General features: G+C 63.2%; 20 protein-coding genes and 1 pseudogene. 9 read left to right on the forward strand and 12 right to left on the reverse strand.

The window, feature by feature from the left end; all coding sequences use genetic code 11:
- The first annotated feature begins 1 nt into the window (after position 1).
- The 8 genes and pseudogenes from F3Y30_RS00850 to F3Y30_RS00880 all read left to right on the forward strand — a co-directional run bounded on the left by F3Y30_RS00850 (position 2) and on the right by F3Y30_RS00880 (position 8,358).
- A complete protein-coding gene (locus F3Y30_RS00850; protein WP_203424720.1) occupies positions 2 to 412 on the forward strand; it encodes a carboxymuconolactone decarboxylase family protein in 411 nt (136 codons plus the stop codon).
- 62 nt (positions 413 to 474) lie between these two features.
- Positions 475 to 1,965 carry a 4-hydroxyphenylacetate 3-hydroxylase N-terminal domain-containing protein gene (locus tag F3Y30_RS00855; RefSeq protein ID WP_246752833.1) on the forward strand — a complete coding sequence of 497 codons (1,491 nt, stop codon included), beginning with the start codon at positions 475 to 477 and terminating at the stop codon, positions 1,963 to 1,965.
- A gap of 66 nt (positions 1,966 to 2,031) precedes the next feature.
- Positions 2,032 to 2,421 carry a nuclear transport factor 2 family protein gene (locus tag F3Y30_RS00860; RefSeq protein WP_203424721.1) on the forward strand — a complete coding sequence of 130 codons (390 nt, stop codon included), beginning with the start codon at positions 2,032 to 2,034 and terminating at the stop codon, positions 2,419 to 2,421.
- A 4-nt stretch (positions 2,422 to 2,425) separates the two neighbouring features.
- Positions 2,426 to 3,868, forward strand: a complete 1,443-nt coding sequence (locus F3Y30_RS00865; protein ID WP_203424722.1) for an amidase — start codon at positions 2,426 to 2,428, stop codon at positions 3,866 to 3,868.
- Positions 3,765 to 4,523 (forward strand): annotated as a pseudogene (locus tag F3Y30_RS26570) (amidase); the annotation flags it as partial. The gene F3Y30_RS00865 and the pseudogene F3Y30_RS26570, both read left to right, overlap by 104 nt.
- A gap of 673 nt (positions 4,524 to 5,196) precedes the next feature.
- Entirely contained in the window at positions 5,197 to 5,664 is a 468-nt protein-coding gene (locus tag F3Y30_RS00870; protein ID WP_246752834.1) for a flavin reductase family protein, read from the forward strand.
- A 122-nt stretch (positions 5,665 to 5,786) separates the two neighbouring features.
- Positions 5,787 to 6,830, forward strand: coding sequence for a 2,5-dihydroxypyridine 5,6-dioxygenase (locus tag F3Y30_RS00875; RefSeq protein WP_203424724.1), 1,044 nt, complete (start codon positions 5,787 to 5,789; stop codon positions 6,828 to 6,830).
- A gap of 4 nt (positions 6,831 to 6,834) precedes the next feature.
- Positions 6,835 to 8,358 carry a GMC family oxidoreductase gene (locus F3Y30_RS00880; RefSeq protein WP_246752835.1) on the forward strand — a complete coding sequence of 508 codons (1,524 nt, stop codon included), beginning with the start codon at positions 6,835 to 6,837 and terminating at the stop codon, positions 8,356 to 8,358.
- 105 nt (positions 8,359 to 8,463) lie between these two features.
- Here F3Y30_RS00880 and F3Y30_RS00885 read toward each other — a convergent pair whose 3' ends face one another.
- From F3Y30_RS00885 to F3Y30_RS00895, 3 genes are read right to left on the reverse strand one after another with little or no spacing between them, the layout of a single operon-like run.
- Positions 8,464 to 11,616 (reverse strand): efflux RND transporter permease subunit, encoded by a 3,153-nt coding sequence (locus tag F3Y30_RS00885; protein WP_203424726.1) that lies wholly within the window; start codon positions 11,614 to 11,616, stop codon positions 8,464 to 8,466.
- Between the two features lie 31 nt (positions 11,617 to 11,647).
- Positions 11,648 to 12,787, reverse strand: coding sequence for an efflux RND transporter periplasmic adaptor subunit (locus tag F3Y30_RS00890; protein ID WP_203424727.1), 1,140 nt, complete (start codon positions 12,785 to 12,787; stop codon positions 11,648 to 11,650).
- 54 nt (positions 12,788 to 12,841) lie between these two features.
- The gene (locus F3Y30_RS00895; protein ID WP_203424728.1) at positions 12,842 to 13,450 is read right to left on the reverse strand and encodes a TetR family transcriptional regulator; all 609 of its coding nucleotides are present in this window, start codon (positions 13,448 to 13,450) and stop codon (positions 12,842 to 12,844) included.
- A 313-nt stretch (positions 13,451 to 13,763) separates the two neighbouring features.
- Between F3Y30_RS00895 and F3Y30_RS00900 the strand changes: the two genes are divergently transcribed.
- Positions 13,764 to 14,417 carry a GGDEF domain-containing protein gene (locus F3Y30_RS00900; RefSeq protein WP_246752836.1) on the forward strand — a complete coding sequence of 218 codons (654 nt, stop codon included), beginning with the start codon at positions 13,764 to 13,766 and terminating at the stop codon, positions 14,415 to 14,417.
- Positions 14,418 to 14,480: 63 nt separating this feature from the next.
- Here F3Y30_RS00900 and rfbD read toward each other — a convergent pair whose 3' ends face one another.
- From rfbD to F3Y30_RS00945, 9 genes are all read right to left on the reverse strand, one after another.
- The gene (rfbD, locus tag F3Y30_RS00905; protein ID WP_203424730.1) at positions 14,481 to 15,362 is read right to left on the reverse strand and encodes a dTDP-4-dehydrorhamnose reductase; all 882 of its coding nucleotides are present in this window, start codon (positions 15,360 to 15,362) and stop codon (positions 14,481 to 14,483) included.
- Positions 15,359 to 16,429, reverse strand: coding sequence for a dTDP-glucose 4,6-dehydratase (rfbB, locus tag F3Y30_RS00910; protein ID WP_203426431.1), 1,071 nt, complete (start codon positions 16,427 to 16,429; stop codon positions 15,359 to 15,361). The genes rfbD and rfbB overlap by 4 nt, the downstream gene beginning before the upstream one ends.
- 14 nt (positions 16,430 to 16,443) lie before the next feature.
- Entirely contained in the window at positions 16,444 to 17,007 is a 564-nt protein-coding gene (gene rfbC, locus F3Y30_RS00915) for a dTDP-4-dehydrorhamnose 3,5-epimerase (protein WP_203424731.1), read from the reverse strand.
- Positions 17,000 to 17,881 carry a glucose-1-phosphate thymidylyltransferase RfbA gene (rfbA, locus tag F3Y30_RS00920; protein WP_203424732.1) on the reverse strand — a complete coding sequence of 294 codons (882 nt, stop codon included), beginning with the start codon at positions 17,879 to 17,881 and terminating at the stop codon, positions 17,000 to 17,002. The genes rfbC and rfbA overlap by 8 nt, the downstream gene beginning before the upstream one ends.
- Before the next feature lie 37 nt (positions 17,882 to 17,918).
- On the reverse strand, positions 17,919 to 19,076 hold the full coding sequence (locus F3Y30_RS00925; RefSeq protein WP_203424733.1) for a glycoside hydrolase: 1,158 nt from the start codon (positions 19,074 to 19,076) through the stop codon (positions 17,919 to 17,921).
- Positions 19,051 to 20,223: a polysaccharide pyruvyl transferase family protein gene (locus F3Y30_RS00930; protein WP_203424734.1), complete on the reverse strand. Its 1,173-nt coding sequence runs from the start codon at positions 20,221 to 20,223 to the stop codon at positions 19,051 to 19,053. Before F3Y30_RS00930 ends, F3Y30_RS00925 begins: the two co-directional genes overlap by 26 nt.
- Positions 20,224 to 20,360: 137 nt before the next feature.
- Positions 20,361 to 21,539 carry a polysaccharide pyruvyl transferase family protein gene (locus tag F3Y30_RS00935; protein ID WP_203424735.1) on the reverse strand — a complete coding sequence of 393 codons (1,179 nt, stop codon included), beginning with the start codon at positions 21,537 to 21,539 and terminating at the stop codon, positions 20,361 to 20,363.
- Between the two features lie 36 nt (positions 21,540 to 21,575).
- On the reverse strand, positions 21,576 to 24,254 hold the full coding sequence (locus tag F3Y30_RS00940) for a glycosyltransferase (RefSeq protein WP_203424736.1): 2,679 nt from the start codon (positions 24,252 to 24,254) through the stop codon (positions 21,576 to 21,578).
- Positions 24,244 to 25,725 carry a DUF6212 domain-containing protein gene (locus tag F3Y30_RS00945; RefSeq protein ID WP_203424737.1) on the reverse strand — a complete coding sequence of 494 codons (1,482 nt, stop codon included), beginning with the start codon at positions 25,723 to 25,725 and terminating at the stop codon, positions 24,244 to 24,246. Before F3Y30_RS00945 ends, F3Y30_RS00940 begins: the two co-directional genes overlap by 11 nt.
- Positions 25,726 to 25,877 lie beyond the last annotated feature (152 nt).

Below are 25,877 nucleotides of genomic sequence, written 5' to 3' on the forward strand. Positions count from 1 at the left end.
CATGACTCGTCCCGAATTCAGCGGTGAACAATTCCAGAAAGGGTTGCAGGTGAGGCGCGAAGTCCTCGGCGATGCATATGTCGCCCCTTCGCTGGCCAATGCCGACGACCTGACTGCCCCCTTGCAGAAGCTCGTTACCGAGTGGTGCTGGGGCGAAATCTGGACCCGCCCCGGACTGGAGCGCAAGACCCGCAGCTTTCTCAATCTGGCGATGCTGACGGCGTTGAACCGTCCGCACGAGATCAAGATTCACGTTCGCGGCGCGCTCAACAATGGCGTGACCGAGGAAGAAATCGTCGAAGTGATTCTGCAGGCCGCGATCTATTGCGGCGTACCGGCTGCGCTCGACGCAATGCGCGTGGCCACGGAAGTAATCCGCCAGATACGCGACGAAAAGGCTTCGAACACCTGACTTTAACCGCAGGCGCCCTTTCGGGGCGTCGTCGGCTATTCCAATTTCAACAGGAGGCCCAAGTGACAGAAACGGGAACGCTCAAGTCTGCAAAAGAGATACCGCACAGACTTAAAACTGGAGAGGAATACAAGGAATCGCTCAAGGACAACCGCCAGATCTGGGTTGGCGGCGAGAAGCTGAACTCGGTCTATGACGAGCCGGCGCTGGCCAGGGGCATCGATCTTCTGGCGTCGATGTTCGACGACCAGTTCACCGAAGAGCATGCCGACGCCACGACCTACTATGATGAAAAGGCTGGCGCCGTCCTCAGCCGCTCGTGGCAGATTCCGCGCACCAAGGAAGATCTTGCCGCTCGTCGCAAGATGATCGAGTACACCTCGCTCAAGACCGCCGGCACCTTTGGCCGTCCGCCGGATCTAGCCCCTTCCATCGTTGTCGGCCTCTATGCCTATCTGCCGACCTTCAAGAAGAAGAAGTCGCTGATCGAGGGGATCGATCCCGATTTCGCCGAGAACATCGAGCGCTACATGGAGTTCGGTCAGAACAACAATCTGACCGCATCGGAAAGCCTTGCCGGCCCGCAGGCGGACCGCTCGTCGCCCAAGGCCTCCGAGGCTTCGCTGCTCAAGGCACGCAAGGTCACGAAGGATGGCGTCTACATCTATGGCGCCAAGACCGTCGGTTCCATCGCCGCCCAGGCGAACGACATCTTCTTCACCAACCTCGGAGGCATCCAGGAAACACCGGCTGACGCCTGCATCTGGGGTTCGGTTCCGATCGACACCCCCGGTATCAAGATGATCTCGCGCGAAATGGTCTCGCAGCCGCTGTCGAGCAAGTTCGACCACCCGGTGTCCAGCCTCGGTGAGGAAGCCGACCAGTTCATCGTCTTCGACAACGTCTTCGTGCCGAAGGAGCGTCTCTTCAATCTCGGCGACCCGACGGCCATGAGCTACTACGGTCCGGTCTGCGTTTTCGCGCATTGGCACGTACTGACGCGTCTGGCGGTAAAGGCCGAGCTGTTCGTCGGCGCTGGCCAGATGGTGCTGGACTATCTCGGAACGGGCAAGATCCCGGCCGTTCAGATGATGCTCGGCCAGCTCGTCGAGTATGCCCAGACGCTGCGCGCCTTCGTGACGGCGGCCGAGGCGCTCGCCGTTCCGACTGAGGGCGACGTCATGCGCCCGGATGTCGGCATGTTGACCGCCGGCCGTCTCTACTCGATCGAGAACTATCCGAAGATCATCCATATCCTGCAGGAAATGTGCGGCCAGGGCCTGGTCATGCGCTTCGGCAAGAAGGCCTTCGACAATCCGGACGTCGGTCACTTCCTGCACGAGCTCCTGCCCGGACACGGCGTCTCGGCAATGGTCAAGGAACAGCTGATGAACTTCATCTGGGACATGACCTCGGGTTCGCTCGCCGGCCGCGTGGCGCTGTTCGAGAATGTCAACGCCACACCGGCGCCCGCCCTTCGCGCGCGGCTTTACAACGAAGTCAAGCGCGACGGCTATGTCGCCCAGGTGAAGAAGATCGCCGGGATCGAGTAAGCCCTCGACGACCCCGCCCGACCACTGATCGGGCGGGGTTCTTTTTTAGTGCATGTGGAGGCCGCGATGGATCATGCCGACCTAATCGACCGCTTTTATCGCGCTTACGCGTCACGCGACGCGGAGGAGGCGGCATCCCTTTATCATCCCGACGGCTGGCACGAAGAAGTCGCCATGGCAAAGCGCCGCGAGGGGCACGCCGCCCTTGCCGAAGGGCTGGTCGGCTTCTGGCGCATGCTGCCTGACGTCTCCTGGGACCGGCGCGGCTATGTCCGGGCGGGCAACAGCGTCGCCGTCCCCTACCACATGACCGGCACGTTTACGCCACGTGGCGAGGGCGCGGCGCCACGTCTGATCGCGCTCGACGGTCTGCATCTCTTCGAATTCCGCGACGGGCTGCTCGCCGGAACCAGGGACATGTGGGACCTCGATCTTTTCAAAGCGCAGATGAGTTGAGACGATGGACGATCTTGAAAGAATCGACGGGATCGCCCTTTCCGCGCTGATCGCGAAGGGCGAGATCAGCGCTGGCGAGGTGCTGGAGACCACGATCGCGCGCGTCGAACGGCTGAACCCGAAACTGAACGCGGTCGTCCATGAGCATTTCGATCTCGCACGCCAGCAGGTTGCGAGCGGGCTACCAGAGAGCCCGCTTTCGGGCGTGCCCACTCTCTTGAAGAACACCGGCTTCGAAGCCGAAGGCATGATCCTCTCGACCGGCTCGGAGCTGCTGCGCAACAACGTCAGCAAGCGCGACTCCACGATCACCGCGCGCTACAAGGCGGCGGGCCTGGTGATCCTGGGCAAGTCCAACACGCCGGAATTCGCGCTGAGCTTCACCACGGAGCCCGATGCCTTCGGTCCGACGCGCAATCCCTGGGATCTGAACCGCACGGCGGGCGGCTCCTCCGGCGGCTCCACCGCCGCGGTCGCAAGCGGATTGGTACCTCTCGCCAACAGTTCGGACGGAGCGGGATCGACAAGGCTTCCGGCAAGCCATTGCGGGCTGTTCGGTTTCAAGCCCTCGCGGCTCGTCAATCCCGTCGGTCCCGTCGTCGCCGAAGCAATCGGTGGCATGTCGACACCGCATGCCGTCAGCTGGTCGGTGCGCGACAACGCCGCCATGCTCGATGTTTCGGCAGGTGCCGACCTGGGCGATCCCTGGGCATCGCCGGCCGCGCCCGGCAGCTATCTTTCCGCGCTGGAGACGGCGCCGTCCCGCCTCAAGGTGGCATTGCTCGTCACCTCCCCTACCGGCAACGTCATCGAGCCGGAAATGACCCGGAGCGTTCGCGACACGGCGCAGCTCTTGCAGGACATGGGCCATCATGTCGAGGAAGTCGAAAGCGCAGGCTATGATGCGGAAGCGCTGAAGGCTGCCTGGCGCATCGTCGTCGGCGTCAATGTCGCTCTGGGCGTGACGGGCGGAGATCCGGCGTCGGCGAACATTTCGAAGCTCGAGCCGGTCAACCAGGAATGGGTGCGCGAAGCTCTATCCGTTCCCGGCACGCGCTATCTCTGGGCGATCGGCCAGCTTCATGCCTCTTCCCGCGCCCTGGCTCGGTTCTTCGACCGTTACGATGTCATGCTCACCCCGGCGGCGGCCGAGCCGGCGCCCCTCTTGGGCAAGCTCGCCGGCAGAGGCAAAAGCCTCGACGAGTTCTACGATCTGTTCTGGTCCCATTCGCCGTTTACCGCGGTCTTCAACACCTCGGGCTGCCCTGCAATGTCGGTGCCGCTCGGCATGAGCCCCACCGGTCTGCCAATCGGATCGCATCTCGGCGCAGCCTTCGGGAAGGATGCCATGCTCTTCTCGCTGGCAGCGGAACTGGAACGCGCCGCCCCATGGATCGACCGGCGTCCCCCTCTTTTCGGTTGCGGAGAATCCCGTGAAAAATACTGAAATCCTCGCCCTGACCGCCCGGGAAATCGCTTCAGCCGTCGGCTCCGGTGCGCTTACCGTCCGTGCGGTCGCTGAGGCGCATCTGGAACATGTTGCGAAGACCGACGGCCCCGTTATGGCCTGGCAGCATCTCGACGCGGATCATGCACTGGCGTGTGCCGCCGCGATGGATCGCAAAGGGGTCAAGGGCGCCTTGGCGGGCGTGCCGATCGGCGTCAAGGACGTGATCGACACGGCCGACATGCCCACCGGCTACGGCACCGCGATTTATGAGGGATTTCAGCCGCCGTGGGATGCCCCGGCAGTGCAGATCGCGAAGAATTCGGACGCTCTCATTCTCGGCAAGACGGTCAGCACCGAACTGGCGATGGCGAGCCCCAACAAGACGCGCAATCCGCACAATCCCGCCCATACGCCCGGCGGCTCGTCGTCTGGTTCCTGCGCCGCGGTCGCTGCCGGCATGGTGCCGCTGGCTTTCGGCACGCAGACTTCCGGCTCCGTGATCCGTCCGGCGAGCTTTTGCGGCGTAACCGCCTTCAAGCCGACCTTCGGCATGATCAACACGGTCGGCATCAAGGTTCTGTGCCACGGACTCGATACGCTTGGCATCATTTCCCGCAACATAGGCGACGCAGCCCACTGCGCCGCAGTGCTCGGCGGAAGGCCGGAGCTGGCACAGCTGACGCCGCCCGCGCGTCCGCGCATCGGCATCCTGCTTGGAACCCGTCTCGAGAAGGCCGAAACCAGTTCGATCGAGGCGGTCAACCGACTCGCCTCCATCGCTCAAGTCGCGGGCGCGGAAGTCACGACCATCCCGGTTCCCGCCTGGTACGACGGCATCTTCGACCTGCATGAGGCGGTCATGGGATGGGAAGTGACCCAGTCGCTCGCCTTCGAGATCGGCCGTCACTGGGATGAACTGACGCCGGTCACGCGCGCCATGCTGGCAGACCAGGGCCGCGTCGGCGAGGTCCGCTATCGCTCCGCGATGGCCGAAATCCCGCCCATTCGTCACCTGATGGATTCGATCCTGTCGCGCTTCGACGCCGTTCTCACGCTTGCCGCTCCCGGCGAGGCCCCCGAGGGCACGGCGACCGGCGATCCGATCTTCAACCGCCTCTGGAGCGTGCTGCAGGTGCCGTTGATCTGCCTGCCCGTCGCCAAGGGCCCAAGGGCCTGCCGGTCGGGGTTCAGCTCGTCGGGGCTCGCGGCGCGGATCACCGCCTCGGTTCCGCCGCCCTGTTTCTCGAAACCGCCATCGCGGCAAATGGAGAGATCGCATGACCCAACTCCCGACCGATCAGCTGGCCGACGATTTTCGCACGGCAATGCGGCAGTTGGCGGCAACGGTGAACATCATCACCGCCGGGGAGGGCGAGTCCCGGCGCGGATTGACCGCGACCGCGGTCTGCTCGATGTCGGTGACCCCGCCCTCGATGCTCGTCTGCGTCAATCGCTTCGGCGAGGCGCACAAGGCGATCACGGCGGCTGGCAGCTTCTGCGTCAACATTCTCGCTGACGGACAGCGCGAAATCGCGATGCGCTTCGCAGGCCAGATCGGAGAGCGGGGAGAAGACAAGTTTGCGCCTTACGGCTGGACGCGTCTGGCAACCGGTGCGCCGGCGCTCGATGGCGCTATGGCCAACCTCGACTGCGAAATCGCATCGGTGTCCGAGACGGAGAGCCACTCCATTTTCATCGGCAATGTGAGGGCCATCCGCTTCGGTCCGGAAACATCGCCGCTACTGCACTACAATCGCAACTTTTTTTCACTGGCCAATCAGATCGCGCTCTAGAGAGGCCCACAAAAGAACGGGAACGGGCTTCGACTTTTAGCGTCTGCGAGCATGCTCGCCAGGCGCACGCGGTCGCGGTCACAAACATCAAACGGGCGACGCCCAACAGGAGGTATCAAACCATGTCTATCAGTGACGCTCAGTTCTTGAAGGGCTGGAGGCAGGTGCTCGAAATGTGCAACCTGAAAGCCGGCGAGCAGGTCACGATCCTGACCAGCGACGACAGCAACAAGCAGATCGCCTATATCGCCAAGCTTGCCGCTTCCGATCTGGGCGCCGTCGTCACCGAACTGAACCTTGCCCCGGTCAACAGCGAAAAGGCGATCTCGCCCGACAAGTCCGGCTACATCGGCAAGACGCCGCTGGACGGCAACTCGGCCGCGCTCGCCTGCCTGAAGGCGTCGGACATGGTGATCGACACGCTGCAGCTCTTGTTCTCGAAGGAGCAGGAAGAGGTGCTGAAGACGGGCACGCGCATGCTGCTGGCCGTCGAGCCGCCGGCGATCATGATGCGTCAGATCCCCCGCCCCGAGGACAAGCTGCGCGTTCTGGCCGCGGCCAAGAAGATCGGCGCGGCGAAGGAAATGCACGTCACCTCCAAGGCGGGCACGGATTTCCGCTGCCGTCTCGGTCAGTACCCCGTGCTCACGCAATATGGCCTTGCCGACGAACCCGGCCGCTGGGATCACTGGCCGAGCTGCTTCTCTGCCCGCTGGCCGGATGAAGGCAGTGCGGAAGGCACCATCGTCATCGACGAAGGCGACATCCTGCTGCCGTTCAAGAAATATGCCCGTGCGCCGATCACCGTCACGATCGAGAAAGGCTACATCGTCGACATCAAGGGCGGCTACGACGCCGAGTTCATGCGCAAGTTCATGGAAAGCTTCAACGATCCGCGCGCCTACGCCATGGCCCATGTCGGCTGGGGTCTCGAGAACCGCGCGAACTGGACCGTGCTCGGCCTCTACAATCCGGAAGCCCAGCTCGGCATGGATGCGCGCTCGTTCGCCGGCAATTTCCTCTGGTCCTCCGGTCCGAACACCGAGGCTGGCGGCGACCGCGATACGCCCTGCCACCTCGACATTCCGCTTCGCAACTGCTCGGTCTCGCTCGACGGAGAAGTCATGACGCTGGATGGCGTGGTCGTTCCCGAAGACCAGAAGTAAGCCTATGGCCCAATATGATGTGGCAATCATTGGCGCCGGTTCCGCCGGCGCCCTCCTCGCGGCACGTCTGAGTGAGGACCCGTCACGCTCGGTGGTGCTGATCGAGGCGGGCGGTGAACCGACGGATCCGGACATCTGGAAGCCCGCCATGTGGCCGGCGATCCAGCATCGCAGCTACGACTGGGACTATCGCACCGTGCCGCAACAGGGCACTGCCGGACGCGTCCATTCCTGGGCGCGCGGCAAGGCCCTGGGTGGATCGAGCCTGCTGCACGCAATGGGCTATATGCGCGGACACCCCGCCGATTTCGCCGCCTGGGCCGAGGCAACGGGCGACGAGCGCTGGAGCTGGGAGGGGCTGCTGCCGGCCTTCCTGGCGATCGAAGACCATTCGCTCGGAGGTGACGGCGTGCACGGGAAAGACGGACCGATGCCGGTCTGGATCCCGGGCGAGGAAGTCAGCCCGCTAGCGCGGGCCTATATGCAAGCCGGCGCCGCACTGGGCCTGCCCCACATCGCCGGCCACAGCAGCGGTGAGATGATCGGCGTCACGCCCAATTCGCTGATGATCCGGGACAATCGCCGGATCACCGTATCGGAAGCGTGGCTTACGCCGGCCGTACGTGCAAGACCGAACCTGACGATCATGACGGGAGCCCTTGTCCGGTTGCTGGAGCTCGAGGGAACCCACGTCGCGGGCCTCGACCTCGACGGACCGGACGGTCGCGTCAGGATCGGTGCCGGCCAGATCATCCTGTCGGCCGGATCGCTGGAGAGCCCGGCGCTCCTTATGCGCTCCGGCATCGGCCCCGAGGACGTCCTGAGCCAGGCGGGCGTGACCTGCCTCGTCAAGTCGCCGGAACTCGGGCGCAATCTGATGGATCATCTATTGGGAGCCGGCAATCTCTATGCCGCAAGACGAGAGGTAGCGCCGTCCCGCCTGCAGCATTCCGAAAGCATGGCATACATGCGCGCGGGCGATTTTTCGGCAGGCGGTCAGCCCGAGATCGTCGTCGGATGCGGTGTCGCGCCGATTGTCTCGGAATGCTTTGATGCGCCCGCGCCTGGCAGGGCCTACTCCTTCCTCTTTGGCGTCACCCATCCGACCAGCCGCGGGGAAATCCGCATCACCGGGCCGGAGCCGGACGATCCCTTGCGGATCGACCCGTGCTACCTCCAGACCGAACACGACCGGCGTCTGTTCCGCGCCGCGCTTGCCGCAGCCCGCGAAATAGGTCATCGCCCGGAGCTGGACGAATGGCGCGATCATGAAATACTGCCGGGACCGCTCAATACTGTCGATGAAATCGATGCATTCATTGCAAGGGCGGCGATAACGCACCACCACCCGTCTGGAACCTGCCGCATGGGCAAGGACGATGCCGCAGTTGTTGATTCCGGCCTGCGCTTGCAGGGTCTGGACAATCTCTACGTCGTTGACGGTTCCGTATTGCCGAGCCTGACCGCGGGTCCGATCCATGCCGCCATTCTTGCGATCGCCGAAACCTTTGCCGGTAGCTGGGCCTGATCGCACGAAGGTCTGTAACGAGAGCCGTGTGCAACGGCGCTCCGTCTCTCTCCGCTCGCCCTCACATCGGAAGGCACGACCCATCGATGTAGCAGGCGCTGGCTGCTACTCGGCCGCGATCGCCACCGGGACGGGAAGGGCTCGATCATCGTCGTCGCCGACGACGTCCGCAGGCGATGCATCGGCCTCCGGGACCGTCTTCTGCTTGCCGAAGAACAGCGCGTAGGCGGCCGGCAGGACGAGGATGGTCAGCACCGTCGCGACCAGGATGCCGCCCATCATGGCGTAGGCGAGCGGTCCCCAGAAGACGCCCCGCGAGATCGGGATGAGCGCCAGCACAGCCACCAGGGCCGTCAGCATGATCGGGCGGAAGCGGCGCACGGCCGCCCCGATGATCGCCTCGGAGCGTTCCATGCCGGCCGCGATGTCCTGGTCGATCTGGTCGACGAGGATGATCGAGTTGCGGATGATGATGCCGAGAAGCGCGATGACGCCGAGGATCGCCACGAAGCCGAAGGGAGCGCCACTGATCAGAAGGGCCGCCGCCGCACCGATGATGCCGAGCGGACCGGTGGCAAGCACCAGCATTGCCTTGCCGAAGTGCTGCAGCTGAATCATCAGCAGCACGACGATGACGAGCAGCATGATCGGTGCTTTCGCCGCGATCGAGGCCTGGCTTTCGGCCGCGTCTTCGGCACCGCCCTGGATCTCGATCTTGTAGCCGGGGGCGAGGCCCTCGCGCAGGCCCTTGAGCTCGTCGTAGAGCTTCATCGTCACATCATTCGACTGGATACCATCTGGCAGGGTAGCGCGAACGGTGATCGTCGGCAGGCGGTCGCGCCGCCATTCGATGCCCTGTTCCAGCACCGGGACCACCTTGGCGACCTGCGAGACCGGGACGAAGCCACCGAAATCGGTCGGAACGTAGATCGAATTGACGGCCGACAGCAGGCGGCGGTTGGCATCGGGCTCACGGGCGACGATGGAGACCGTCTCCTCGCCGTCACGGAAATCATCGAGCGGCACGCCGGACATGGTCGCCTGCAGCATCTGGCGGATCCGTTGCGAGGTAACGCCAAGTGCGCGCGCCCGATCCTGGTCGATCACCAGCTTCATTGCCGGCACTGGCTCCAGCCAGTCGTCATGAACGGCACCGAGCAGGGGATTCTCCTCGAATTTCGCCTTCACCTCGTCTGCGATGCGACGAACCTCCTGGCGATCCGACCCGATCACGCGCAGCTGCACCGGCCAGCCTGTCGGCGGCCCGAGGAACAGGCGGTCGACCTTTGAGCGGATCGAGGGGAAGTCCTCGGAAAGAATGGTCCTGAGCTTGACGATCAGCCGCTCGCGCGCGGGTTCGTCGTTGGCCATGACGAGAAGCTGGGCGAAGTTGGGATTGCGCAGTTGCTGGTCGAGCGGCAGGAAGAAGCGCGGCGCACCCTCGCCGATATAGGTGGCGATGAAACGCTTGTCCGGATCGTCCATCATCCGCGCCTCGAGCGCCTTCGCCTGATTTTCGACCTCCTTGATGCTGGTGCCCTCGGGCAGCCACAGGTCGACGAGGATCTCCGGCCGCGACGACTGCGGGAAGAAGTTCTGCGGAATGAATTGGAAGGCCCAAAGGCTGGTGGCAAATGTGCCGAGCGTGAGCAGCAGTACGGCGATGCGATGGCGAACCGCCCAGCCGACGGTCGCCCGCAACCGCTTGTAGAAGCGCGTGTCGAAGACGTCGTGGTGCTCACCAGCATGCGCGCGCTGCTTCAGGATCATGTGGCCGAGCCACGGGGTGAAGTAGACGGCGACAAACCACGAGACGATGAGCGCGATGCCGACCACATAGAACAGCGAGCGGACATATTCGCCGGCGGTCGATTCCGCGAACCCGACGGGAATGAAGCCGGCGGTGGTGATCAGTGTACCGGTCAGCATCGGGAATGCGGTCGAGGAATAGGCGAAGCTTGCCGCCTCGACCTTTTCGAGGCCCTCCTCGAGCTTGCGCTCCATCATCTCCACGACGATCATCGCGTCATCGACAAGCAGGCCTAGAGCGATGATGAGCGCGCCGAGCGAGATGCGCTGCAGGTCGATGCCGAGCTCGTACATGATGGCAAAGGTCGCGGCGAGCACCAGCGGAATGGCGATCGCGATCACCAGGCCGGAGCGCCAGCCGATCGACAGGAAGGACACCACCAGCACGATGATGAGAGCCTCGCCGAGCGCCTTCATGAATTCGCCGATCGCCTCGGTGACGACCTCCGGCTGGTTGGAGATCTGGTCGACGGTCACGCCATAAGGCAAGGCGCTCTCGAACCGGGCGTAGGTCTCCTCGACCGCCTTGCCGACATCGGTAACCTTGAATCCCTTGGCCATGACCACACCGACCTGGACGCTGTCGTGGCCGTTGAAGCGGTACTTGCGCTGGTAGGGATCCTCGAGTCCGGAGGTGACGGTTGCGATATCGCCGAGGCGGATGACCTGGCTTCCGGCGCGCAGCCGAAGTTCGCGGATGTCCCCTGCCCGGTCGACACCGCCTTCGACGGAAATGCGGACCGACCGCGTGCCGGTGTCGACGCTACCGGCCGGATCGACGTTGTTCTGGCCCTTGATGGCGTTCTGCAGGTCGACGATCGTCAGCCCGCGCTCGGCCAGCGCCTTCGATGAGACGTCCACATAGATCTTCTCCGGCTGGTCGCCGATGATGACGGCCTTCTCGACGCCGGGTGTCGTCAGCAACATGTCGCGTGCCTGGAGCGCGAACTTCTTCAGTTCCGGATAGCTGTAGCCGTCGCCGCTGAGCGAGTGGAGGGTGATGAAGGTGTCGCCGAACTCGTCGTTGAAATACGGGCCGAGCAAGCCCTCGGGCAGCTCCCCGGAGATGTCGTCCACCTTCTTGCGGACCTGGTAGAAGGCGTCGGCGACGTCGGCGGCGTTGGTGTCGCCCTTGACCTGGAGGGTGATGATGGAGCTGCCGGCGCGCGTATAGGATTTCACCCAGTCGAGGTGCGGCGTTTCCTGCAACTTGCGCTCGATCTTGTTGACCACCTGGTCCTGCATCTCCTCGATGGAGGCGCCGGGCCAGATCGCCTGGACCACCATGACGCGGAAGGTGAAATCCGGGTCCTCCTTCTGGCCCATGCGCATCAGGCCGAGAACGCCGGTGACGATGATCAGCCCGAAAAGGAAGCGGGCAATGCTCGGATGGCCGATCGCCCAGCGGGAGAGGTTGAACGGCTTGCGGTTGGAGGTCGAGGCACTCATGGACGTCATTCCGTTCTGTCGATGTCGGGGGTCAGCGGACGAGCTGGGTTTCTGCCTGGGCGGACAACGCTTCGGTGTCCGGCAGCTTCACCTTCAGATCCTCGCTCATGAACTGCGTGCCTGCGGCCACCACGATGTCGCCGGACTGCAGGCCTTGCGTGACGTTGACACCGTCGCCGCTGAAGTCGGCGACAACGATCTCGCGCGCGTGCACCGTCGCGGTATCGCGCTTGACGACCCACACGATCTTCCGGCCATCCTTCTCGGAAAGCGCGCTGAGGGGAACGGAAATGACGCGCCGTTCGCTTTCGCCGGCCGTCTCGACCGTGGCGGTCATGCCGAGCAGCACCCGCTGGTCCTTGGGAAGGCTGACGCGCACGGTGAACGTACGGGACAGCCGGTCGGCGCTGCCTGCGACCTCGCGGACCTGTCCGTCCAGAATAAGCCCGTCGTCGGACCAGAACCGGGCCGTAACTTTCTGGCCCGGCCTGAACTTGGCGATGTCCATTTCGGGAACGGCGATTTCGGCTTCCTTCTCTCCGTCGACAGCGACGGTCACCACCGGCGATCCTGAACCGATCACCTGGCCGATGTCGGCATTCACAGCCGTCACGATGCCGTTCTGGTCGGATTTGAGATCCGTGTAGCGCACCTGGTTTTTCGCCTGGTCGAGGGAGGCGATGGCGGCGTCCCGCGTCGAAACCGCCTGGTCATGGGAAAGCGTCGCCTCCTCGAGCTGGGACTTGGAGGTGACATTCTTGGCGAAGAGCTGTTCGGCGCGCTCCTTGGCAAGCCTTGTCGTATCGACCTGCTTCTCGGCGGCGACGAGGCTCGCCTCTGCAGACTTCACGGCGAGCTGGTAGTCCGTCGCATCGATGCGCGCCAGCAGATCACCGGGCTCCACCCGGTCGCCGATGTTGACGTGCCGCTCGGTGATCTTGCCGGCCACGCGGAAGCCGAGGTTCATCTCCGTGCGGGCCCTGACCGAGCCGGAGTAGTCGAGCTTGCGCGCCTCGCCGGCGCCTGCAACTTCAACGACCTTGACGGGTCGAACGATCTCCTTCGTCTCGGCCTTTTCCTCCGAGCATCCGGAAAGCATGAGGCCAAGAGCCGTCATGACAGCGATGCTCGGCAGCGAAATAGGCATGCGTGTAGCCTTCGGCGAAAACATCGCTCGCACTCCTGATCCAAAAATGTGTGTCGAATGGCGGCCTTGCCGCCGCGTTTACTTCTGCAGTGCCCTGATCGCGAAATCGATCAGTTCGTCGGGTGTCGCGCGATTGTCCTTCGCGAGACACTGGGCCACCATCTGCGGATGGCAAAGCGTCACCGTCGCCGCGCCGAAGCAACGTGCCGCGACGTCGGCGTCCTGTTCCGGAAACTCTCCGGCTGCAATTCCTTCGCGGATGACTTCGGCAAGCAGCGCATTCACTCGGTCGATGTGCTTGTCGATGACGTGCCAGTCTCGCTCCAGCGCGACGACCACCATCTCGTGGACCTTTTCCTGGTCCATCATCGTATCCACGGTCAGCCGATACTGCGCCTGGCTGTAACGGCGCAGACGCTCGGTCGCACTGTCCTTCGAACGGCAGATCTCCAGCGCCATGGAATGGGCGGCATCGAGCATTCGCGCGCAGAGCGCCTGGTGGATCTCGGTCTTCGAGGCGAAGAAGCGATAGATGTTGGCGGGCGACATGCCGAGATCGCGGGCGATGTCGGCAACGTTCGTCTTCGCATAGCCGTAGTGCCTGAAAAGACGTTCGGCGGCATCGAGTATGCGGGTAATGTTCTCCTGCCGCGTGGCATCCGCGACGGTATCGATTGCTCCTGCCATGCCTCATCGGCTCCGTATTACGACTGACGATTTTCTTATTTCGTCAGTTGTAATGCGTCAGGATCCTTTCGTCAAGCCTCGGACAAGTAGGACGGCGCAACGATAAATTTCAGCGCAGGGCAATGCTGCGATTCCATCAAATCCAGTCACCTGATAGTCTGATCCAATCCATCAACGACAACGACAACTGAAACAGCTCCGTCCGCCGATGAACTTTCAATTCCGTCGTCACCAAGCCGCAATCGCCCCTCATCTCAAGATTGCAATAGCCGGCGCCCTCACCTGTGCAGCCGGGGTAGCCGCAGTGATTTGCGTGTTGAGCCTGGCTTTTCCCGAACGTTCGCTCTGGTGGGAATTGGCGGTTGTCGCATTGCTGTCTGCGGCGGTTGCATTTCCGCTGCTGCTGACCATCTGCCTGCGCGAAGAAGCGCTTCGCAAGGCCGAGGAACAGCTTCAGCACGCACTGAACCATGATCCCGTGACCGGCACCATAAGCGCCAACGCATTCGTGAGTTCGGTCGAGGATGCGATGGACCGCCGGCGCGTGAACGATGAGGAAAGTATCGACGGAATCATGCTCGTTCTTAGGGTCGGCAATCTCGATGAGATCGGTCGGCGCTATGGTCCGCAATGGGCGGAAACGTTGCTTCAATCGCTTGTCCGGATCGTGCAAGCCTCCGTACGCTACGGCGATCTCGTCGCCCGCCTCGCCTCCGACGAACTCGGGATCTACCTGCCGGGAGCGACGACGGAAAACACCAGGGACATATGCGAGCGGATCCGCGCGCGGGTGAGCGAGACCACCTTTGTTACCGGCCAGGAGCGTCAGATCTCCGTGTCGGTGCGCCTCGGCGGTACCAGGGTGGAAGACCGGGCTGACTTCCAGGCGCTCCGCGAGGCGGCTAACCGCGCCGCCCTTGCGGAAGAAGAGGCTGGCCCTCTCCTTTTCCGGGAACTCTTTTCGTGACCCGGCGGGCCAGTGCCCGCCCCCGCAATTATTGATCCGGCATCATTGATCCGGCATCGTTGATTATAGGGAATCGCTGATTATCCGGCTCACGATCCCGTCGACCGACTGCCGCCAGTACGGCATGGTCCAGCCGAAGGTCGAGCCGAATTTGGTGCTGGACAGTTGCGTGTTCATCGGACGAGGCGCCGGCGCGGCGAATTCGGCGGCGGTTATGTCACGAACCTCCGCCCATGCGCCACCGAGGGCCCGGCTGGCGGAGAACACATGGCGCGCGAAATCGGCCCATGAGGTGGTGCCGGTTCCCGCGAGGTGATAGGTCCCGTAATGCACGCCCTCCCCCGACGCGGCGACTACGCGCAGGATAGCGTCGGCAATGTCGAGCGCCGAAGACGGGTTGCCCTGCTGGTCCGCGACGACAGCGATTTCGTCGCGACCGCTCGCCAGCCGCAGCATGGTCTTTACGAAGTTCGTTCCGAACGGGCTGTAAACCCAGCTCGTCCGCAGGATGAAGTGGCGGGGTGCTGCCGCTGCCACGGCCATTTCGCCCGCAAGCTTGGAAGCGCCATAGACATTCAGCGGCGCCGGCGCGTCCGTCTCATGGTAGGCGCCCTGCCTTTTTCCGTCGAAGACGTAGTCGGTCGACAGATGGATGATCGGCACCCCGAGACGGGACGCCGCCTCGGCGACTGCCCCGGCACCGGTGCCGTTGATCCTGTGGGCCAGTTCAGGCTCATCCTCGGCCAGGTCGACGGCCGTATAGGCGGCAGCCGAAACCACGAGGTCGGGGCGCGAGGATGCCAGCACCGGCCAGATGGTCTCCGGTCGAGCCAGATCGAGATCGGGGCGCCCCAGAGCGACCACCTCGACCTGGGGCAGCGCCATCGCCCGCTCCATCAGGGCCAGGGCGACCTGGCCCCGGGTTCCGGTTACGGCGATCCTCATGCCGAGCGTCGCTGACGTTCGCCGAGCCGCGCGCCCGAGTAGCGCCCGTCCCGGATCGGCTCCCACCACCACCGATTGGCCAGATACCAGTCGACGGTCATGCTCAGCCCGTCGTCGAACCCCAACTGCGGCTTCCACCCAAGCTCTCGTTCGATCTTGGCGGGGTCGATGGCATAGCGCCGGTCATGGCCGGGCCGGTCGGAGACGTGGGTTATGAGATCCCGGTAGCTTTTTCCCTGCCCGCGCGGCCGCCGGGTATCGAGACGATCGCAAATGCCCTCGACAACGGCAAGATTGCTGCGCTCGGCGCGTGCGCCGATGTTGTAGCTTTCCCCCGGCCTGCCCTGTCTCACCACCAGTTCCAGCGCGCGCGCATGATCCTCCACATGCAGCCAGTCGCGCACGTTCGCCCCGGTGCCATAGATTGGCAGAGGCTTCTCCTCGATGGCGTTGATGATCGCGAGCGGGATTAGCTTTTCGGGAAAGTGATACGGACCGAAGTTGTTGGAGCAGTTGGACAACACGACGGGCAGCCCATAGGTGTGAGCCCATGCGCGTACCATGTGATCCGAGGCGGCCTTCGACGCCGCGTAGGGCGAAGACGGGGCGTATGCCGTCTCTTCGGTGAACACGCCTCCGTCGAAGGGAAGATCTCCGAACACCTCGTCCGTGGAGATGTGATGGAACCGGAAACGCTCGCGCTTTCCCGTCGCGAGCTCGCTCCAGTGGGCAAGTGCCGCGTTGAGCAGGCTAACGGTTCCGACGATATTCGTCTTGACGAAGACGTCCGGGCCTTCGATCGAGCGGTCGACATGGCTTTCGGCCGCAAGGTGCATCACCGCGCCGATCTTCTCGCGGCGCATGATCTCGAGCATATGCCGCTCGTCACCGATATCAGCGCGATAGTGCACGTAGTTCGCCTGCGTTTCGATCATCCGGAGGGAGTCGAGATTGCCCGCATAGGTCAGCTTGTCGACATTGACGACGCGCTCCGCGCCATCCGCCACCAGATGGCGGCAGACAGCGGAACCGATGAAACCGGCCCCGCCCGTGACGAGAATCCGCATGCCTCCCGCCGCCATCACGCGATCTCCCTGAAAACCGCTGCATCCGCCAGGTGCGGTGCCTCCCGGTCCTTCGCGGACATCCGCAGGCTGCCGGCCGCGACAGGCCAATCTATGCCGATTTCGGGATCATCAAAGCGCAGGGCCCGGTCATGATCAGGCGAGTAGAAGTCGCTCACCTTGTAGAGGACCTCCGTATCCGGCTCCAGCGTGAGGAAGCCGTGCGCAAAGCCGGCCGGCACGAGGATCTGGTTACCGGTCGCAGCCGAGAGCTCGATGCCGAGCCACTTTGCAAAGGTGGGCGAGCCCCGGCGAATATCGACCACCACATCGAAAACCCGCCCGCGAACGACCCTGACGAGCTTCACCTGTGCCCGCGGCGGCAACTGGTAGTGCAGTCCTCGCAAGGTACCCGCTTCGGCGGAGTAGGAATGATTGTCCTGTACGAAGGTCGTATCGATGCCATCCGCTGCAAACCTCGCCGCATTGTAGGTCTCGACGAAGAAGCCGCGATCGTCTTGGAACCTTCGCGGCGTCAGCTCAAACACACCATCGAGGCCGAGGGGACGGATCTCAGGCATCCGCGAGCTCCCTGATCCGTCGCTGAAGGTAGGCTGCGTAGTCCGTTTTTCCCATCGTGGCGGCGCGGGCCAGGACCTGGTCCGCCGACAGATAGCCGAGTTCATAGGCGATCTCTTCCGGGCACATGATCTTCACACCCTGCCGGTACTCGATCGTGCGCACGAAGGATGCCGCGTCGTGCAGGCTCTCATGCGTCCCCGTATCGAGCCATGCGTAGCCGCGACCGAGTCGGCGCACGTGGAGGTCGCCACGGTCAAGATAGGTGCGGTTGACATCGGTGATCTCCAATTCGCCCCGCCCCGAAGGCCGGATCGAGGCGGCGATATCGAGCACGTCGTTGTCGTAGAAATAGAGGCCGGTGACAGCCCAGTTCGAACGAGGTTCGGCAGGCTTCTCCTCGATCGCATGGGCCTTGCCCGTCACGGCATCGAAGCTGACCACGCCGTAGCGGCGGGGGTCATCCACGTGGTAGGCGAAGATCGTGGCCCCGGCTCTCTGGGCGGCGGCGTCCCGGCAGATCTCGGCCAATCCCGCCCCGTAGAAGATGTTGTCTCCGAGAATGAGCGCGACCGGGCTGTTCCCCACGAATTCGCGGCCGATGACGAAGGCTTCCGCCAATCCGTTCGGCTGCGGCTGCTCGGCATAGGAAATCGAGAGGCCGAGCGCACTCCCGTCTCCGAGCAAGCCCTCGAACAGCGGCCGGTCCCGCGGCAGCGTGATCACCAGTATCTCGCGGATGCCCGCCAGCATGAGGGTGCCGAGCGGATAGTAGATCATCGGCTTGTCATGGACGGGGAGCAATTGTTTCGAGACCGATATCGTCACGGGGTAGAGCCGCGTGCCGCAGCCGCCCGCCAGAATGATGCCCTTCATGCGGTGTCTCCGGTTAGCGTTCCAAAATCGGTCGCAGTCATCGTGCCGCCGCTCCCGCGAAGTCCGGTGCGATGGCCGCCGCGCCGGCCGGGCTCAGTTCTCCGCAACGCCAGACGCCGTAGGAGGGTTGCGTATCCCAGTCATAGTAGAAGGCCGCCGCCAGCCGCCCCTCCGCCATCAGCGCCTCAAAGGCGCCGCGTACGGCACGAACGGCGCGCTCCCGATCCCGGTCATCGATCGGGCAGGAGCGCGCCACGTTGGCGATGCCCCATTCGGTCACCCAGCACGGTTTGCCCGCATTCGCCGCCTGGCAAAACTCGAGCAGGCCCTTCACCTTGGCGCGGAGCGCGGCATCGGTCCTGCGGCCGGGATAGACGTGGATGCCGTAGCCGTCGATCAGATGATCGATCCCGCGAGCGCGCAGCAGATTGATGACCTCGCCGGGATCAAGCCGCTCCATGCCGCGCTGGTCCGCCTCGCCGGCGCTCATGTCGGAAAGCCCCGCGGAGACAAGCGCCGCATCACGGCTATGCACCGTTTCCCGCAATTCCTCGCGAGTGATCCGGACGGCGCCGACATAGGCGTCGAGGCCGCGCGCGAAGGCATCCCGGTCCGCAACCTCGCCGACGCTGCGCGGCGTTCGTTGGCCCGGCTTGCGGTAGACCAGAAGATCGCCGTTGTAGGCGCTGTAGTTGATCTCGTTTCCTGGCTCGACCACGTCCAGGCGAATGCCCTTCCTGTCGATGGCCTGAAGTGCAGCCCGCAGGCCCGCGCGGTAGCGGTCGAGGTCCAGATCTGAAAGTCGCTGGACATCCCAGATGCGATCGAACCCGTCCCGGGGGACGGTGCCTTCAGGGTAGTAGTCCTTGTTCCCGAGCTGGATCTCGAGAAGGATCCGCAGGCCGAGCCGGTCTGCGATCTCAAGGGCTGCGATGCTTTTGTCCACCGGCCTCGACAGCGACAGCCGAACATGTGTGGCTCCGCTCGCCGCGATCTCGGACAGCACGCGCTTCTGGTCCTCATCTGATAGCCAGGCAAGGTTGACGCGGTTGATCCCGATGCGACCTTGCAGCGCCTCGCTCGCAACGGCCGGTGCTGGACCGAGGACACCAAGCACCAGCAGCGCGCAGGACAGTACCTTGCGCGCCCTCGCCTGGCCGTATTTGCGCTTAGAGACCGATTTGCCCGAGAGCATTGCGGAAATTGACTTCGCAAGCGTTGTACCGGTCGATCACGGCCTGCGCATCGATCTGGCCAAGGAAGTTTGCCAGATACGCGCGCTTGTCGGTCTCGCGGTTCCAGGTCGCCGCCTCGATGTAGGGGAAGCCGATGAACTCCAGCATCTCCCGCATACGGTCGTCGACGGCGATCATCAGCGCCGGAGTTCCAGCCTGCATGCCGATGATGCAGCCGTGGAAGCGTCGGCCGAAGCAGAGGTCGCGCACCGACATGGCGCTTCGCCACTGGTGCGTGTCGAAATAGACCAGGAGCTCGTGCTTGCGCTGCCATTTCTCCGAGTGCTTGTACTCTGTCGCCCCGGTTATGCGTCCGCTCGCCGGGTCGTAGACGATCTGGTTGTCGTCGCCGGTCAGGGCAAGATTGTAGGCCACCACCTCGTCCTGAACGACATAGGATGCGACGCTATCGGGCTTTAGCAGCGCATGCGCGTCCACGATCGTGTCGGCAACGCTGCCGAGATAGCCGCCGAACGCAATCTTCTGCGCTTCCGCCAGTTGCGGATTGGCGAGACTTGTCAGCGAGCGCCGCATCTCGTTGGGGGCGAAGTAGAGCGAGGGGCAGCCCGTCGGCTTCACGAACTTCATGCCCTGTTCCTTGAGGAACTCGGCTGTGAAATAGCCGCGGGTGAGGAAGAAGCTCTCCTTGTTCCTCAAGACCTCGAGGAACTTGAGCGTGCCGGCCGGCAGCAGTTCCTTCAGGCCTTCCTTCTTCTGAATGCCGATGCCCATCACCACGACCGGCATCTTCAGCTTTGCGAAGATTTCCGCTTCCAGATCGGCGGAATAGCCCGGCCGCAGGAGATTGGCGGAGGCAAACACGCAAAGATCGAACTCGCTGTTGACGCGCTCGTAGAGCTCGTTCGAGTCACGGTTGTTGGCGAGATGCCAGAACGGCAGGTAGGTGACGTCATGACCACGCAGGCTCTCGGCCGCGCCTTCGCCGATCAGGTAGTTGCCGGTGTTGGCAATCCTCCTGACCTGGGAGATCAGATCCTTCCTGGTCCTGGTCTGGTCGAAATAGGGGCGGTGAATGACGGTCGTACCGGAGACGTCCGCAATCGTCCGCTGCAGATAGGATGGAATTCCCGTAAGCAAGATACGCATAACAGTCCTCTGAACCGAAAGAGATGGCTCTTGGAGCGCCGCGCGTCCTTTCGGACGCACTAAGGACGCTCTAAATCTTTGAATCTACGCATTGGCCCGGAAATCGATTCCGCTTTTCGGGCCAATGCGCTGGGCCGTTAGAGCCCGATGCCGATTTCGCGAAGCGTGATCCGGAAGGCGCGTTCGCGATCGGAATACCTGTCGACAAGTTCGGTCGTGTTGATCTTTGCCAGATGATCGGCGACGAACTCGGCGCGGTTTTCCGCCTTGTCGATCTCGTTGATGTCGACTGCAGGAAGGCCGGTGAAGCCGAGCATTTCGCGCATCCGGTCGTCCACCGCCACCATCAGGCTCGGCACGGCCGCCTGCATGGCGATGATCGACCCATGGAAGCGTCGGCCGAGGTTGAAGTCCATCGACGAGGCCCAGGCGCGCCAGGAATTGTTGTCGAAGAATGTGCGAATCTCGAAGCGCTGCTTCTCGCGTTCCGTACCGGGATAGGCGACTTCGCCGATCATGAGCCCCGAGGCCGAGTCGTAGACGCGGTTTTCCTCGTTGGGCTCGACCTTCATGTCGAAGTGGAGGAACTCGTCCTGCACCACATACTGCGGCACGGTATCCTGCGGGGCCAGCGCGTTCGCATCGAGGATCGCATCCTGATTGCCGCCGAGATAGCCGGAAAAGATCGTCCTCGCCTTGCCGATTTTTACGCTCGGCAGCCTCTTCATGGACTTGCGCATGTTGTCAGGCATGAAATAGACGGAGGGGCAACCTGTCGGACGCACGAACGAAAAACCCTGATCCTTCAGGAAGCCCGCCGTCTCGTAACCGCGCGTCAGGAAGTAGTGCTCGCGCTCCTTCAGGACCGCCAGCAGCCGCTTTGTGCCTTCCGGAAGGTTGTTTTCCAGATCCTTCCGGCTCTGAAGGCCGATGCCCAGCATCACGATCGGCATGTTGAGCTGGCTCAGCACCTCCGCTTCCGCGTCAGCGGAAAGTCCCTTGCGCAAGAGGTTCGCGCAGGTGAAGACGCAGATGTCGAAATTGGCATTGAACTCCTGGAGTCCCGTGCCGTTCTTGCTCAGATTGTAGAGATGCCAGAAGGGAACCTGCTTGGCATGCGGTGCGAGCGCGCGCAGGGCGCCCTCACCGATCAGGTAGTTACCGGTGTTGCTGATGTTCCGCATTTCCTGCAGGAAATCGTCTTTGGTCTCGGGTTGCTTCTGGCGCTCCGCATAGGAGACCGACAATCCGTGAGCGCCGTTTGCAAGGCGCGTATAGTGACCAGGAATACCCGTCACAAGAATTCTTGGACGCATTGAGCTGGACCTTTCTGCTTAAGATTGGCGGGGCATTCAGCCCAACGCCGCGACCTCGGGGTTGGCCGTCGACTGCTCGCGGAAGACCGCGGCTCGCGACAGCGACGAATTCTTCACGGAACCATCGCACCACGACAGGAACTCCGAGAATGAGGATGACCAGGAGCGCCGCGCGGCGGTCCTGATACAGCCCTCCATGAGCGGAGCGAGTCTGTCGCGGCCATGCGCGACTTCTTCGATTATCCGCGCCAGATCCCTCACCACCTGGGGATCGGAAGGTGCATTGATGAGGATGCCGTCCTCGCCGTCCACAATGAGTTCGTCGACCGCGCCGACGGCTGTGGCGATGGGAACGCAGCCGAGTTGCTGCGCCTCTGCGATCATCAGCGGAGCACCCTCCCAACGCGAGGGCATGACGAGAACGTCGGCCCAGCCGAGCGCCTTGATCAGATCCTTGCTGGCAAAGACGGGCGGCCGCACGTCTACGCCCAGGTCCTTCAGTCGCTCGCTCCAGGAGACGGTGGAATCGGCAAGGATTTCCCCACCGATTGCACGGGCATCGAAGGGCACATCGGACGCGCGCAGTTCCCCGAGCGCCGCCGCCAGCCGGTCAATGCCCTTCTGCTGATCGAGCCGCCCCATGTAGAGAAGCCGCAGGCGGTCGTCCTTGCGTTCGATCCGCCGGACAGCCAGGACCTCTGCCAGCGCCTTGGGCGGCACCGAGAAGCTCGCGCCGTTCGCAACCGCGAAGACCTTCTCGTGAGGGACGCCGTAGCTGTGGAGATAGATCTTGAGCTGCTCCGAGCAGGTCAGGAAGGCGTCGTAGCAATGCTCGTGGGCGATCGCCGCGAAGGGCTGGCCGGCGGGCCGCTTGAAGGCGGTGTTGTCGACGACGTGAAGATAGCAGGCAGTGCGCGTCCCTTCGGAGCGAAGCCGCGCGATGAGGGGGTGCACGGCCATCACGTGGTTGTTGATGACCAGGTCGAAACCCGAAAGCTGTCCCTTCAGCGCTTCCCAGTCAACCGGATGCCCTTCGGCGATGAAGTCGTGTCCAAGGAAGGACCCCGACCCGCCCCAGGCCGGTATCCCGGCATCCCAGAAATGGATGTAGTCGAAGCTTGCGTCGAATTCGTCGATCACATCCATCCGGGACGTGCCGAGAACGAAGAGATGGGTCTCGTAGCCCACCGCTTTCAACTCGCGCGCAGCGGCATAGACGACCTTCTCGGCCCCACCGAACGAAGCGTTCGGCACGAGCAGCGCCACGGTCTTCTTGCCCTCGCTGTGCCCGAGCGGCAGAACCGGCGAGCCGCCGATCTCCCTGCGCAGCGCCTTGTGCATGTCCGTGTAGGGCACGAGCCGCGCCGGGCGCCAGGTCCACCGCTTTCCGGCGGTGTGGCGCAGCGAACTGGACGCGATCGCGTTGACGCAATTGACCATCACCTGCTGGGGCGTGATGAGGGAACGACGCGGCAGGCTCCGCGGGAAGGGAAAGCGCACCTTGAGCACGGTCGAGGTCGGCCACACCTGTTGGCCGCCGATGGAGGCGAACCAGTCCAGCGCGTTGTTGTGGATCACATCCTGAACCAGCCGGGTCGGCAGAAAGATGAGATCGGAAGAACCGATGTTCTGCCCGCCCGCCCCGTGCTCGATTGGCTCGATCTTGCGCTGGGCGGCGTCGTTGGCGAGCTGGACGAAGACGACGTTGCTGTTCTCGCTGAGCCGCTCCAGGTGTGCGAGCACGTTCGGCAGCATGCGCGAACGCCGCAGGAGGTCGAGAGCCGCACCGCTTCCAGCGACCATGAATGGCGGGAAATGCACGTTGTCCGGCTCGCCGATGTTCGCCCAGAACGCTGGGATGATGTCGTCAAGGCGCAACACCGTCGGCGGCTTGTTGGGGTCGGTGAAGAAGGAGAGCCCACCGTCTTCCGTGCGGGCAAACAGGTAGCGCGGGCACTCCTCGTGCTCGAAATCCACGAGCATCGGCCGCTGGAACAGCGGCCTGTGACGCTTTCTGAGGAAGCTGACCGAGGTCGCACGTTCGCGATTGGCCTCCTTGAAGCGGCTCTCCGCCCTCAGCCGGTATTCGAAGGCGGTGTCGTGGCAGGGCGTGCCGACAAAGCCGCTTTCGATGCAGGACAGCCAGAACTCCCAGTCCTCGAATCCGTTTTGCCGGTCGTCGTTGAAGCGGACGCCTTCCTTGAAAACGTCGATCGAGATCATCGATCCGGTATCGCAAATATTGTCGGTGATGCAGTGGACCAGCCGAGAGTAACGGTTGCCGTAGTGGGCACGCCAGCTCACCGAAAACGTGTCGATATTGGTATAGACCCAGCCGCAGCCACTGGAACGGAGCTCACTATACAGCGTCTCTATGGTGCCGGGCAGGATGCGGTTGTCGGCGTCGAGGAAGTAGACGCCACGCGCCTCGGGGAAATGCTCGAGGACGAATTCGATCGCGCGATTGCGCGCGCCGCCCGGCCCGGCGTTCTGGCCGAACACGACGTGGACGGAAGGATGGGTTGCCGCGTAGAGCAACAATTGATCGAACGTCTCATGTCGCGGATCGCCGTCGACCGAGATGACGACGACCACTCTGCAGGAGTGAAGGTTCGACGCCAGGACCGACTCGATCGCTTCAAGCGCCAGTGCCGCATGACCGTAGAGCGGCATGGCCACGGCAATCAGGTCAGAAAGCTCGGCGTCACCGGACATCGGCGACCTCCGTCGATTGCTTGACCAGCCTGAAACCGGAAACCTTCAGCCAGGAGAAATCGACCGAGTCCGTCACCGCACGGCTGAGAATCATCAGGTCCATCGGGCCGCGTATCGGCTCATCCAGCTGGATGTTGATGTTGACGGTCTGCTTGGAGGTGACTTCGCGCCAGCCGCTGAAGTAAGCCGACGGCTTGGCCGCGCCCTTTCGCGCAAGCTCGGCCACTTCGGATCGCGCATTTGAGTTCGCCGGGGCGAGCAGGAAGCTGACCGCCGCGGGCGCACCTTGCGGATGATCGATAACGGCGCTGGCCGAGAAAGATATCGTTCCGGGCTCGACGGCACGGCTGATTGCGCCGGCAGTGATGCCGCTCGGCAGCGGATGGCAGACGATGGCGTGCTCATGATCGAGGAAGCGCACCGTCTGGAACTCCGGCACGATGGGCGTGACCGAAACGTCCGCGATCTGGCTCAACGTGTCGACCGCAAGACGATAGTCGACGGTGAACTGTCCTTCGAGCAGATTGCTCGGCGCGATCATATTGGGTGCGCTGGCGGGCTTGACCCCAGGCAGGCCCGTGAACACGCGGAACGCCAACGGACGCAGGTCGAGATCAGGATGCGGAACCTCCGAGCGCGCCGAATACCGTTCGCCGGCTATCGGGTGGCCGAGCGAGAGCCCCGCGGTCTCGGGTCCGGTCGCGGAGACCCGCAGCCGGAGCGTACGCGCCCCGCCCCCACAGGCCCGCGGCAGCGAGAAGAAGTTCCAGGTCGGGACGAGCTGCGCATACGGCACCGTCCACTCGGCGATGCCTTCACCGCTCTCCAGATAGCTCAATGCGACGACGAGCTCGCCACTGGCCTTCGGTACGCTGTGGAAGTGAAGCGCAAACCCTGCCACGCCAAGGCTCGATACCGGCAGCAACTGCTCGATAAAGGCATTGGCAAGCAGTTGCCCTATCCCCTCGTCCTTTGGATCGGAATAGGGGTCGTGGGCAAAAATCTCGGAGACCGGCTCCCAGTTGCGGGCCTGGAATGCATCCTCGAGCGACCGGTAGTTTTCCAGAAGCGTTTCGCGTTCCCGCCGCAGGATTGCAAGTTCCGAGGTGATCGAGGCGCTGTACCGGGCAAGCCGGCCGACACCGCCCTCGGTCAACGCCTGCAACAGCGCGAAGCTGTCCGATCTGGCTGCCGGATCCAGCCGCTGGACGGGAAGCGCAGGCACGGTCCCAAGTGATTCGAGCAGCGGCAAGCGCTCCCGCAGATCAGCCTCCCCGTCATCGGAGAGGGCCACGGCGATCAAGGGAAACGCATTCTGCAAGGTCGCAGAGCGATAGTCACTCGCCTCGAGATAGGTGACCAGATGTTCGACTTCACTCCCCTCGAAAGCGGAGCGATCACGGCCCGAGGCCGCTATCAGCTTTCTTGCCGCCAGTCGTTTTCCAATGCCGGAAGACTTCAATTCTTGCACGCACAGCCTCTGAAGAATTTTGCCGCAACAAAACCAAAAGACGCTGGACATTCAGTTGTTTAGCCAAATCATCAGGCGTCGTTAGATGGAACGTAGCAACTAATCTTGCGCCGCACAATAATAATATTCAATACAAGTCAAGAAATGTAATT

Origin of the sequence: Sinorhizobium sp. BG8 (genome assembly GCF_016864555.1) — a bacterium.
Classification (GTDB): domain Bacteria; phylum Pseudomonadota; class Alphaproteobacteria; order Rhizobiales; family Rhizobiaceae; genus BG8.